The 12,247-nt window shown below is 55.7% G+C and carries 12 protein-coding genes; 4 read left to right on the forward strand and 8 right to left on the reverse strand.

Going from position 1 to position 12,247, the window contains the following annotated elements:
- Window positions 1-46: 46 nt before the first annotated feature.
- Window positions 47-424, reverse strand: a complete 378-nt coding sequence (locus tag ABD851_RS15380) for a hypothetical protein (RefSeq protein ID WP_344980900.1) — start codon at window positions 422-424, stop codon at window positions 47-49.
- A gap of 176 nt (window positions 425-600) precedes the next feature.
- On the opposite strand from ABD851_RS15380, the gene ABD851_RS15385 reads away from it, so the two are divergent.
- Window positions 601-1,053: a MarR family winged helix-turn-helix transcriptional regulator gene (locus ABD851_RS15385; RefSeq protein ID WP_344980902.1), complete on the forward strand. Its 453-nt coding sequence runs from the start codon at window positions 601-603 to the stop codon at window positions 1,051-1,053.
- A gap of 74 nt (window positions 1,054-1,127) precedes the next feature.
- Entirely contained in the window at window positions 1,128-1,661 is a 534-nt protein-coding gene (locus ABD851_RS15390; RefSeq protein WP_344980904.1) for a YceI family protein, read from the forward strand.
- A 118-nt stretch (window positions 1,662-1,779) separates the two neighbouring features.
- Here the strand turns inward: ABD851_RS15390 and ABD851_RS15395 are convergent, their stop codons facing one another.
- The 3 genes from ABD851_RS15395 to ABD851_RS15405 all read right to left on the reverse strand — a co-directional run bounded on the left by ABD851_RS15395 (window position 1,780) and on the right by ABD851_RS15405 (window position 4,461).
- Window positions 1,780-2,712: a phosphoribosylaminoimidazolesuccinocarboxamide synthase gene (locus ABD851_RS15395; protein ID WP_344980906.1), complete on the reverse strand. Its 933-nt coding sequence runs from the start codon at window positions 2,710-2,712 to the stop codon at window positions 1,780-1,782.
- A gap of 86 nt (window positions 2,713-2,798) precedes the next feature.
- Entirely contained in the window at window positions 2,799-3,998 is a 1,200-nt protein-coding gene (locus tag ABD851_RS15400) for a trans-sulfuration enzyme family protein (protein WP_344980909.1), read from the reverse strand.
- Window positions 3,999-4,038: 40 nt separating this feature from the next.
- Window positions 4,039-4,461, reverse strand: a complete 423-nt coding sequence (locus tag ABD851_RS15405) for an OsmC family protein (RefSeq protein ID WP_344980911.1) — start codon at window positions 4,459-4,461, stop codon at window positions 4,039-4,041.
- 236 nt (window positions 4,462-4,697) lie between these two features.
- Here ABD851_RS15405 and metX point away from each other — a divergent pair, with 236 nt between their 5' ends.
- Entirely contained in the window at window positions 4,698-5,711 is a 1,014-nt protein-coding gene (gene metX / locus ABD851_RS15410) for a homoserine O-acetyltransferase MetX (RefSeq protein ID WP_344980913.1), read from the forward strand.
- A gap of 6 nt (window positions 5,712-5,717) precedes the next feature.
- On the opposite strand, the gene ftcD is transcribed toward metX, so the two are convergent.
- The 3 genes from ftcD to bioD form a co-directional block, all read right to left on the reverse strand.
- Window positions 5,718-6,740, reverse strand: coding sequence for a glutamate formimidoyltransferase (ftcD, locus tag ABD851_RS15415; protein ID WP_344980915.1), 1,023 nt, complete (start codon window positions 6,738-6,740; stop codon window positions 5,718-5,720).
- 68 nt (window positions 6,741-6,808) lie between these two features.
- Window positions 6,809-8,494, reverse strand: a complete 1,686-nt coding sequence (gene asnB, locus ABD851_RS15420) for an asparagine synthase B (RefSeq protein ID WP_344980917.1) — start codon at window positions 8,492-8,494, stop codon at window positions 6,809-6,811.
- Between the two features lie 365 nt (window positions 8,495-8,859).
- Window positions 8,860-9,528 (reverse strand): dethiobiotin synthase, encoded by a 669-nt coding sequence (gene bioD, locus ABD851_RS15425; protein WP_344980920.1) that lies wholly within the window; start codon window positions 9,526-9,528, stop codon window positions 8,860-8,862.
- 191 nt (window positions 9,529-9,719) lie between these two features.
- Between bioD and ABD851_RS15430 the strand changes: the two genes are divergently transcribed.
- Entirely contained in the window at window positions 9,720-11,081 is a 1,362-nt protein-coding gene (locus ABD851_RS15430; RefSeq protein WP_344980922.1) for a pyridoxal-phosphate dependent enzyme, read from the forward strand.
- Window positions 11,082-11,113: 32 nt separating this feature from the next.
- On the opposite strand, the gene ABD851_RS15435 is transcribed toward ABD851_RS15430, so the two are convergent.
- On the reverse strand, window positions 11,114-12,244 hold the full coding sequence (locus ABD851_RS15435) for an aminotransferase class I/II-fold pyridoxal phosphate-dependent enzyme (protein WP_344980924.1): 1,131 nt from the start codon (window positions 12,242-12,244) through the stop codon (window positions 11,114-11,116).
- Window positions 12,245-12,247: the final 3 nt, after the last annotated feature.

Here is a 12,247-nt window from a genome sequence, read left to right on the forward strand (position 1 = left end):
GTAGCGACCAATAACGAGTGAAGCGTGACGATTGGTTGGCTCCCTTTTAGGCGCCGGCTTTCACCCCTTCCACTACCAGGGCTTTCACGCCGTTACGCTCGGCCACCTCGCCGGTCACCTCTACCTGCTCGCCACCGTGCTTTCTGGCTTCGTCATAAGGCTTGGTATTGCCATGGCTCTGCACCAGCAGGTATACATCACCCTTGCTGTCCATAAGTCCTGCCGGGGCGCCGCCTTCCAGACACATCGCCGCGCAGCTTTTATGATCGGCACCATGGGCGCCTTTGGCCATATAACAGTTCATATCGAGAACCTCGCCTTTCACCGTTGTCTTGGACTGGGCGGAGGCATTGAGGGAGCAAAGCGCCAGTGCAGCCACGGTAAGACCGCCGGCCAGCCTGGAGAAACGAAGTACGTTTGTCATGGGTTGTGTTTTTGCGTGTGTATGATCGGCGGCTTGCCAACCCGGCTTTTTTGCCGCGTTGCTTTGCAAACCGCAGTCTAAGATACAAAAAAATATATGGACCTTCATTTTTCCGGTCCTAAAAATTTTTTCAAATATTTGTTGCAACAATAATTGTTTTTACTTACCTTTGCCTCATGAAGATCGAAGCAGCCATCCGGCAGACACGGTTTACGGACAATTACCAGAAAATGGTGGTCAACTTCGTATACACAGGCAACTGGCTGCGGGATGAACAGGTAAAGATATTCAAGGCATACGGCATACTGCCGCAGCATTATAACGCCCTCCGCATCCTGAAAGGCAGGTATCCGGATCCTGTATCGCCCGGGGAAATAAAAGCGGTGATGCTCGATAAAGCCAATGACCTTACCCGGTTGCTGGATAAGCTGGTACAAAAAGAAATGGTGCAGCGCCGGCTTTGCGAAACCAACCGCCGGAAGATGGATGTCACCATCACACCGAAGGGACTGAAGCTGATCGAGGAGCTGGAAAAGCCGCTGGGCGCCTTTACCCAGACCCTGAAAAAAAGACTGACCGATAAGGAGGCCGCACAGCTTAGCCGGCTGCTGGATAAAATGAGGGATTGATTTTTTTATCCAAAATCTTGTTTTAACAAATAAAGTTTCAACGATAACGTTCATCACATCCAAAACCCACACACATGGCAACCAAGCAATGGGTCTCCGACCCCGCTCACAGCGAAATCCAGTTTAAGGTAAAGCATCTGATGGTGACCAACATCACCGGCAGCTTTAAGCAGTTCAGCGCCTCGGCCGAAAGCAGTCGCGACGACTTCCAGGATGCCAAGATCAGCTTCAGCGCTGATATCGCTTCTGTGGATACCGGCAACGAGCAACGCAACGGACACCTGCTTGCCGCCGACTTCTTCGACGCCGAGAAATTTCCGCAGCTGAGCTTTGTTTCCACCGCTTTCCGCAAAATAAACGACGAAGGCGATTATGAACTGGACGGCAACCTTACCATCAAAGACGTTACCAAGCCCGTAAAGCTGCGCGCCGTCGGTGGCGCCGTGACCGATCCCTGGGGGAATGTAAAAACCGCCTTCAGCGTGGAAGGCAAGATCAACCGAACCGATTGGGGTCTCAGCTATAATGCCGCCCTGGAAACCGGCGGTGTGCTGATCAGCGAGGATGTACGCATCCTGGCAGAGGTCCAGATGACCGAATCGAAGTAAGCATTCGCCGATACCTCAGTTTCCCGGAACATTCCGGAAAGGACAAAAACACAAAGCCATCCCGTCTCAGGCGGGATGGCTCGTTTTTTAGAGATCGGTAACGGTCCGCGGACGCGTCTCAGGAAAGCTGTTTCAATGCCTCCTTTATCCGCTGCTCCGTTTCCTCCCGGCTGAGCTCCTCCCTGGCAAACTTCTCGCCGGTAATGTTTTCATACAGCTCGATATACCGTTCACTGACGCTATTGACAAAAGCATCGTCCATCCCGGGCACCTGCTGCCCGGCCTGCCCCCGGAAGCCGTGCTCCATCAGCCATTCGCGGACAAACTCCTTGCTCAGCTGCTTTTGGGCCTGCCCGGCCTGCTGCCTTTCCTCATATCCCTCTGCATAGAAATAACGGGAAGAGTCCGGCGTATGTACTTCATCAATAAGAAAGACGGTATCTCCCTGCTTTCCGAATTCATATTTGGTATCCACGAGGATCAGCCCCCGTTTGCCCGCCAGCTCCCGGCCCCGCTTAAAGAGGGCCAGGGTATATTGTTCCAGCTGCTTATAATCGGCTTCGCTCACCAGTCCCCGGGCGATGATCTCCTCGCGGGAGATGTCTTCATCGTGTCCCTCATGGGCTTTGGTCGATGGTGTAATGATCGGCTCCGGGAAAAAATCGTTTTCCTTCAGGCCTTCGGGCAACGGCACGCCGCAAAGCTCCCGTTTCCCGCTTTTATAGGTACGCCAGGCATGGCCGGTGAGATTGCCACGCACCACCATCTCCACCGGAAAGGTTTCGCAGCGGATACCAATCGTAACATCGGGAGCCGGGACCGCCTTTACCCAGTTGGGTACGATATCCCGGGTAGCCTCCAGCATCTTGGCCGCGATCTGGTTCAGCACCTGGCCCTTGTAAGGAATAGGCCGGGGCAGCACCACGTCAAAAGCGGAGATCCGGTTACTGACCACCATCACCAGAAGGCGGTCCTCAATGGTATACACATCGCGGACCTTGCCCTTGTAAAAGGCCGTTTGTCCGGGAAACTGGAACGGGTTGGTCGACATAATCCGGTTTAATGAGTATGATAAAAAATGCGGCGCCCTGCACCTGGACAGGTCCCGTGTTTATGCTGCAAAAGTAACGGAACACCTTACCCTGCGGACGCCTCCAGCGCCTGCACGATATCCTGCAGGATGTCCTCAAAAGCTTCCAGTCCCACGGAGATGCGGATCAGCCCGGGGGTGATGCCTACCGCCTGCCGCTCCTCTTCGCTGAGCTTGGCATGCGTGGTCGAGGAAGGATGCGAGGCGATGCTGCGCGTATCGCCGAGATTGGCCGTCAGCGACAACAGCTTCAGGGCGTCGAGGAAACGGCGCCCCTGCTCCACTCCACCCTTCAGGTCAAAACAAACGATCCCGCCCCCCGCGCTCATCTGCCTGCGGGCGATCTCATACTGGGGATGACTTTCCAGGAAAGGATATCTTACCGAGGTCAGCTGGGGATTCCCCTGCAGTGCCTGCGCCAGCCGGAGCGCGTTTTGCGAATGCCGCTCCATGCGGACATGCAGCGTTTCCAGGCTGCGGCTCAGCAGCCAGGCGTTAAAGGGACTGATGGCCGGACCGGTGCTGCGGCAAAACAGGTAGATCTCGTGAACGAGCGCTTCCCGTCCGAGCACAATACCGCCCAGGACCCGTCCCTGCCCGTCGATCCACTTGGTAGCCGAATGCAGCACGAGGTCTGCACCCTGACGGATGGGCTGCTGCAGCGCCGGAGAAGCAAAGCAATTGTCCACGCACAGGATAATGCCGTGCTTTTGGGCAACGGCGCTTACCTTTTCCAGGTCAATGATGTCCAGCCCGGGATTGGAGGGTGTCTCCAGAAAGATCATCCGCGTATTGGGGCGGATCAGGGACTCCAGCAATTCGGGATGATTAAGGTCAAAATAAGTGGATTCGATCCCCCACTTGGGCAGGTATTTGCTGATCACCGTATGGGTGGATCCGAAGATGGCGTTTCCCGACAACAGATGATCTCCCGTCTTCAGCAGGGCCATGAAAGCGGAAAAGACCGCGCTCATGCCCGAAGCGGTGGCATATCCCGCCTCCGCGCCTTCCAGGCTGCACATGCGCTTCACAAACTCATCCGCCGTCGGATTGCTGAAACGGCTGTATATGTTCGCGTCGATCTCATCGGCAAAGGCGGCCCGCATCTCCTCCGCATCGTCGTAACAAAAGCTTGAGGTCAGGTACAGGGGTGAGCTATGTTCTTTCTCGGCCGTACGGGGCGTACGTATGCGTATAGCATTGGTCTCCGGACGATAATCCGGTTCTTGCTGTCGGTCACTGTTCATCGGTACAATTATTACGTGCAGATTGATTGCCTGCGCAAAACTATGGGTTTTCTACCTTCACCTCCCAGGTAAGGTCTGCGCCGGCTGCTTTCAGGGTAGCGGCTACGGAACAGTATTTCTGCATGGAAAGTTCTGCCGCGCGCCGTGCCTTGTCGGGATCGATGGATCCGCTCAGCTCAAAAATCAGGTGCGCAGACTGCCAGAGGGCAGGCTCCTTACCGGTTTCGCGTTCGGCCTGTATACGGATCCGGAAATCCCGGATATCCTGCTTTTGCTTTTTCAGGATCATGACCACATCGATGGCGGTACAGCCGCCCAGCCCCATGATCAGCATCTGCATAGGCCGGACGCCGTTGCCTTTCCCTCCGTGCGCCGGTCCCGCATCCATCTGTACGCTGTGCCCGTCCTCGTCGCGGGCTTCCATATTAAACCCGTCGTCGATCCGTTGTAAGGTTATTTCCATGTTTCCAATTTATCTCGTGCAAAACGATTTTCAGCAGTCTCGGTGAACGCTGCGCGTTTCCGGTTTCCCGTTTGAAGTCCAATTTTAGGCCATAAAAGTGTCTTATAATGAGATCATCATCAAATTATCAAATCAGCACATTATCAAATCATCCTTTTACCCTTAAAAACTGGTGTAAAGTTAATCAATACACTACTTTTGCATTTATTATTTTTGAAAATTGAAAACGCAAGGACTTGTCATTACAGCTATTCACGCATGCGCAGCCTTTTCCGCTGGAATCCGGCAGCATGCTCCCCGCACTGGACATCGGTTATCATACCTACGGTACGCTGAATGCAGCGGGCGATAATGTGATCTGGATATGCCATGCCCTTACGGCCAACTCGGATGTGGCCGACTGGTGGAGCGGGCTGGTCGGCGCAGGCCGGGTGTTGGATTTCAACAAGTATTTTGTGGTATGCGCAAATATCCCCGGCTCCTGCTATGGCAGCTCCGGACCGCTGAGCAAAAACCCGCAGACGGGCAAGGCCTATTACAGCGCTTTTCCCCAGGTAAGCATCCGGGATATCGTACGGGCGCATATGCTGCTGCGGGAACACCTGGGCATCCGCAGCATTCGGCTGCTCGCCGGCGGCTCCATGGGGGGATACCAGGCGCTGGAATGGGCCCTGCATGAACCGGGGCGCATAGAACGGCTGTTTTTGCTGGCCACCGGCGCTTCGGAAAGCGCCTGGGGCATCGCCATCCACACGGCACAGCGCCTGGCCATAGAAGCAGACAACAGCTGGCAGGACGATAGTCCCTCCGCCGGGCAGAAAGGCTTAAAGGCCGCCCGGGCCATCGGCATGCTTACCTACCGCAACTATCAGACCTTTGTGGCGCGGCAGACCGATCCCGACCTCGACAAAACAGATCATTTCCGGGCTTCCTCCTATATCGAATACCAGGGCGAAAAGCTGGTAAAGCGTTTTAATGCCCAATCCTACTGGCTGCTGACCAAAACCATGGACAGCCATAATATTGCGCGGGGAAGGGCAGCCTCTACCGCTGCCGTGCTCCGTACCATCCGGCAAAAATCCCTGATCCTGGGCGTTACCAGCGATATCCTCTGCCCGGTGGAAGAGCAGCGCTTTCTGGCCAAAAACATGCCCGCCTCCGCGTATTATGAGATTGATTCGCCTTACGGGCACGACGGATTCCTTATCGAATTCGAACGTATCGGAAAGATATTGCAGGACTGGATGTAAGCGCGGCTACCGCTGCATAACGTATTCGATGACCTTCTGACGGGGATCAAAAGCGCGCAGGTCGTCCAGCCCCAACGCCTTTACGGCGGTACGCACCAGCACTTCTTCATCCGCTGTGCCGGCAGCTCCTTTCTTTTCCAGGAAAAACCGTCCCGCTTCGGTGAGGTACCGGAGCGGTATCATGCCCACCAGCTCGCTGCCGCTTACCCGGACGCCATAGTCCGCCGCCCGGCGCACGCAAGCCTCAAAAGCCGTATGTACCGGCGTTTGGCGCGCATCGGTCAGGTTCATGGATACCTGCGCAATCCCATATTCTTCCATATACCAGCCGATGGCTTTTACAGCAGGGAGCCGCCGGGCGTTCTTCTCTTCTGCCGCCCTGCCGGAGAGGACAGCCGGCGCTTTTTCCCGTATATCGGCAGCGATGGCCCGGGCGATCTTTAGATCAGCGGTATCCAGGTTCACATTATAGGCTACCAGGAAATCCCGGGCGCCGATCACCACGGCCCCGGCTTTGGCATGAAAAACGGCAGGACCGAAATCGGGCAGCCATTCGGGCGCTTTCAGCTTCTCGGCCAGCCCTTCGTACTGCCCCCGGCGGATATCGGACAGCTCGGTACGCAGCGCCATCAGCGCCGCCTTTCCATAGAGATAAACGGGCACCTGCAGCTCCTCTCCCACACGCCGGGCCAGCGCCCGCGCATAACCGGCCGTTTCCTCCATGCTGATACCCGATATGGGGATAAGGGGGCAAACATCTACCGCGCCGATACGCGGATGCACTCCCTGATGCCGGCTCATGTCGATCAGCTCGCAGGCTTTACGGATAGCGCGGAAGGCGGCCTCCGCCACGGCATCGGGAGGACCGGCAAAGGTGACCACCATACGGTTGGCGGTTTTCCCTATATCAGTATGCAGGAGCTGTACCCCCGGGATCCCGCCGACAGCATCCGTAATGGCCCTGATCACTGCAGGATCGCTCCCTTCGCTGAAGTTGGGGACGCATTCAATGAGGCGGTTGTCGGGCATTAGTCCATAATCATCAGTCAATAGTCAATAGTCAAAACCAATGGCCAATGACTATTGACCAGTGACATTTATGCAATTTCGAGATTTTTATCATAACTATCGAGGTGCACCTGTGCTACCGCCCTTCCGGAAGGATCGTTCATGTTCTGGAAAGAAGCATCCCAGGCCAGCGCTTCGGGCGTGCTGCAGGCTACAGAAGGTACCGAAGGCACACACTGGGCCGCCGAATCAGAGGGAAAATGCTCATGATAGATGGCCCTGTAATGATATTCTTCTTTGGTCATGGGCGGGTTGATCGGGAAGCGGTAGTTGGCATTGGCCAGCTCGTGATCGCTCACCTTCCGGGCAGCCAGCTCTTTTAAAGTATCGATCCAGCTGTAACCCACCCCGTCGGAGAACTGCTCCTTCTGACGCCAGGCGATGCTTTCCGGCAGGTAATCCTCAAAAGCTTTCCGGAGTATCCATTTTTCCATCCGCTGCGGTCCCGCCATCTTATCCGCAGGGTTCAGCCGCATGGCAATATCCATAAACTCCTTGTCGAGGAAGGGCACCCGTCCCTCCACACCCCACGCGGCCAGTGATTTGTTGGCCCGCAGGCAGTCATAGAGGTGCAGCTTGCCCAGCTTGCGCACCGTTTCCTCATGGAAGGCACGGGCGGTAGGCGCTTTGTGAAAATACAGGTATCCTCCGAACAGCTCGTCGGAACCCTCTCCGGACAGCACCATCTTTATGCCCATAGACTTGATCACCCTTGCCATCAGGTACATGGGCGTGGAAGCCCGGATGGTAGTCACGTCATAGGTCTCGAGGTGATAGATAACATCCCGGATGGCATCCAGCCCCTCCTGGATGGTAAAGTGGATCTCATGATGTATGGTGCCGATAAAGTCGGCCGCTTTTTTTGCGGCGGCCAGATCCGGGGAACCTTTCAGACCTACGGCAAAGGAATGCAGCTGGGGATACCAGGCCTGCTCTTCGTCGTTGGACTCCACCCGCCTGGAGGCAAATTTCTTCGTAACGGCGGCAATGATCGAGGAGTCCAGACCGCCGGACAGCAGCACCCCATAGGGCACGTCGGACATCAGCTGACGGTGCACCGCGTCTTCCAGGCCTTTGCGCAGGGCGGCAATATCGGAGGTGTTGTCCTTTACGTTCTCGTAGGACTCCCAGTCCCGCCGGTACCAGCGCTGCAGCTCGGTGCCTTCCTTGCTGTAGATATAATGACCGGGCTTGAATTCCTCAAAGCGGTTGCAGACGCCTTCGAGGGACTTCAGCTCCGAGGCCACGTAAAAGTTGCCAAAGGTATCCCAGCCCATATACAGGGGGATGATGCCCATATGGTCCCGGGCGATCAGGTAGGCATCCTGCTCCTCATCATAGAGGGCAAAGGCAAATATGCCGTTCAGGTCTTCGAGGAAGCCGGCTCCCTTTTCCCGGTAAAGAGCGAGGATCACCTCGCAATCGGACTGGGTCTGAAAATCGTATTCGGGCAGCTCCTTCCGCAGCTGCCGGTGGTTGTATATTTCGCCGTTCGCCGCCAGCACCAGGCTGCCGTCCTGGCTGCGCAGGGGCTGACGCCCGGACTGCGGATCCACGATGGCCAGCCGCTCATGCACCAGGATGGCCCTGTCAGAGCTGAATACGCCGGACCAGTCCGGACCGCGGTGCCGGATTTTCTTGGACATCTTTAATACCTGGGGGCGCAAATCTGCTGAGCCTACTTTCAGGTCGAACGCGCCGATAATACCACACATATCAGTTTTGTTAAGGGTTCTTAAAATGGAATATGGTGCAAGGTAATAAATTTTTATTAATCGTCTAACGTTTTTGGCATTTACTTAAATATTATTACAATATAATGGCTTTTTGTTTGATAAACCAAATCTGACAGGGATGATTTTTTAAAGTTTCTGATTTACAGCCTGACAGGGCATAGAAGATGCCGGCTACGGCAGGTACAGGGTCCGTTCCATCGGCTCTGCCCGGTGATGGGCCACGGCATACCCATATAAGATCAATAGGGTACCTAAATATAAAGTCTTATTTTAGGAGATCAAAGCTAATTCCTTAGATTTCAAACCAGAAATCAGAAACCAACGGCTAAAAACCAGAAAACGCTCTAACCCAGCAGCTCCAGCAGGCGGGGGCGGATCTTTTCCGCATAGTGCTTGATCACACGGGGACTGATCTCTTCTTCCTCTTCGATCCGGCCGATCTTTTCAAAGCCGCTCCAGCGGATGATATCCTCCTCGTTGACATGATAGGTACCGTTGAATATCCACCCCAGCACGGGGATCTGCCGGTTTTTCAGACATTCGGCGGTCATCAGGGAATGGTTGATATTACCCAGATACTGGCTGGCCACCACCACCACCGGAATGCCCAGCATCTTGATGAGGTCGGGGAAAAAATCGCTTTCATTGAGGGGCACCATCAGCCCCCCCGCACCTTCCACGACAAGATGCCGCTCCGGCGTACGGATATTGTCAAAAGCCGACCGTATGGCCTGCAGGGTAACCTTCACATTATCGATACGCGCTGCCAGGTGGGGAGATGCCGGGATGGTCAGGGTATAGCATTCTTCATGAAACCGGCTGTTGCCGTTGGAGACCAGGCTGCGTACCCTTTCCGTATCCGTACCCTCTTCCGTGCCGGCCTGTATCGGCTTCCAGTAATCCGCACCCAGCGCCTCCGTAAGTATGGCAGCACTCACCGTTTTCCCGATGCCCGTACCGATACCCGTTACAAATATTGCTTTCCCTTCCAAAGTATGATTAAGTTTCGGCAAACCTACCTAATTTTACCGGAAAGCGGAAAAATGACGCCCCAAAGCAGGGTCTCCCGGCGCAAACCTGCTCATTTTGATTTACTTTTGAGCGCGGGAAGTCGTCTTACACCAGACGACAGCTTCCTGAAAAAGCCGGGCCCCGCAGCCGCTGTGCCGTGGACCTGCAGCCATCACGAAATAAATAGGAACGAATGGATTATCGCGCAAATATCCTGAATGCGATCGGGAATACGCCCCTGGTAAAGCTTAATAAAATAACGGCCGGCCTTCCCTGCCCCGTCTATGCGAAGGTGGAGTTCTTTAATCCCGGCAACTCCATCAAAGACCGCATGGCGGTAAAAATGGTAGAGGAAGCCGAAAAATCGGGGGCGCTGAAGCCCGGCGGCACCATCATCGAAGGCACTTCGGGCAATACCGGCATGGGCCTGGCCATGGCCGCCATTGTAAAGGGATACAAATGTATTTTCACCACTACGGATAAGCAGTCACAGGAAAAGATCGACATCCTGCGGGCCATGGGTGCGGAAGTGATCGTCTGCCCGACCAACGTAGAACCGGAAGACCCCCGTTCCTACTATTCGGTGGCCAACCGCCTGGCACGGGAGATCCCCAACTCCGTGTATGTAAACCAGTACGACAACCTGGCCAACCGGCTGGCCCATTACGAACAGACCGGCCCCGAGATCTGGGAACAAACCGGGGGCGCCATTACCCATCTCGTGGTGGCCAGCGGCACAGGGGGTACCATCTCGGGTACCGGGAAATTTTTGAAAGAGAAAAATCCAGACATACAAAACTGGGCAGTAGATAGTTATGGTTCTTTGTTAAAAAAGTACTTTGACACAGGAAAGGTCGATATGAGCGAGGTTTATCCTTATATCACAGAAGGCATCGGGGAGGATTTTGTCCCGGCCAACTACGATATGAGTGTGATCGACCACTTTGAAAAAGTGACGGACAAGGACGGGGCGCTTATGGCGCGTCGTATTGCCAAGGAAGAAGGCATCTTTGTCGGCTACTCCGCCGGCTCTGCCCTGCAGGGGCTGATGCAGCTGAAAGACCGGCTGAAACCCGAAGATATCGTGGTGGTGGTCTTTCACGACCATGGCAGCCGCTATGTCGGCAAGATATACAACGACCAGTGGATGGTGGAGCGGGGTTTTTTACATGTACATACGGTGCGGGACGTGATCAGCACCCGCAGGGATCAGCCGCTGGTCATCCTGTCGCCCGAGGAAAAGGTGACCGACGCCATTGAACGCATGAAGCGGTTCGACATAGAGCATATTCCCGTCATGGACGGCAACGAGCCCATCGGCGCGATTTCCGAAAATGGTCTTTTCAATAAGATCATCGATGACCCGACCGTAAAGGATATGACGGTCAAAGAGGTCATGCAGCCTCCTTTTCCGGTAGTATCCACCGAAACCCCCATAGAGCGGCTTTCCGCTTATATCAACAAGGACAACGGCGCGGTCCTGACGCGGGACGAAACGGGCACCTATCATATCGTTACCAAGTACGACATCATCCAGTCGCTGGCCAACAGTTGAGCGCGGCCGCTTCCGGTTAGCCGCCGCTACCCTCAGCCGCCCGTTTTCAGGTATTGCTGGAGTGTGGCCGTCAGCCGCTCCACTTCGGCGAGGGTATTAAAACTGTGTAGCACCACCCGCAGCCGCTCGCTTCCCGCCGGCACTGTCGGGGAGAGCACCGGCCGTACATCCATCCCGGTGGACTGCAGGGCGGTCGCCAGGCGTTTTACCGCTGCATTGCCCGGGACAATGATCCCCTGTATGGGGGTGAGTGCACCGCGATGCGCGCAGGGAAGCGCCGCCCGGTCAAACTGAGCCATCAGACGGGACAGTTGCTCCCGCTCCGTCCGCATCTCCGGGAAGCGATTGTAAGCGAGCTGTACGCCAGCCATGGCCGCCGGCGGCAAGGCGGTAGTATAGATAAAGGAACGGGCAAAGTTCAGTAGGTAGTATCTCAAGCTTCGGCTGCCGGTAACGGCGGCGCCATGCACACCCAGGGCCTTCCCAAAGGTATGCACCCGGGCCAGACAGCGCTCCTGCAGGCCAAGTTGCTGCACCAGCCCTTCTCCCTTGTCACCCACGACGCCGGTGGCATGCGCTTCATCGACAATAAGGTGGGCGCCATAACGCCCGCACACCTCCGCGATCGCTTCCAGGGGAGCCCGGTCGCCGTCCATGGAATAGATGCTTTCCACGGCCACGAATACACGTCCGCTCAGTTTTTTCAGCCGCTGCTCCAGGTGAGCGGCATCATTGTGGGCAAAGGCAAAGGCCCGGGCGGGCGATAACCGGATACCGTCGCGTATAGAGGCATGGATAAGGCGGTCGTATAATACGATGTCGCCACGATGCGGCAGCGAAGAGAACAATCCCACGTTGGCATCATAGCCCGAGTTGAAGACCAGCGCCGCTTCGGCCTGATGAAACTGCGCGATCTGCGCTTCGGTCTCCTCGGCTAAGGCATAGTTCCCCGCCAGCAGGCGGGAGCCGCCGCTGCCATGGGAAAGCCCGTGCCGGCTAACGGCATCTGCTATGGTTTCCTGAAAGGTCATATCCCGGGCCAGCCCGAGATAATCGTTGGAGCAGAAATCCACCTGCTCCGCAGCCGGGCGGCGCAGGGTGCGCAACGCATCCTCGGATTGCCGTTGCTGCAGATAATGTCCTAAGAAATCCTCATCAGGCATGGA

This window comes from Compostibacter hankyongensis (assembly GCF_039541075.1).
Lineage (GTDB): Bacteria > Bacteroidota > Bacteroidia > Chitinophagales > Chitinophagaceae > Compostibacter > Compostibacter hankyongensis.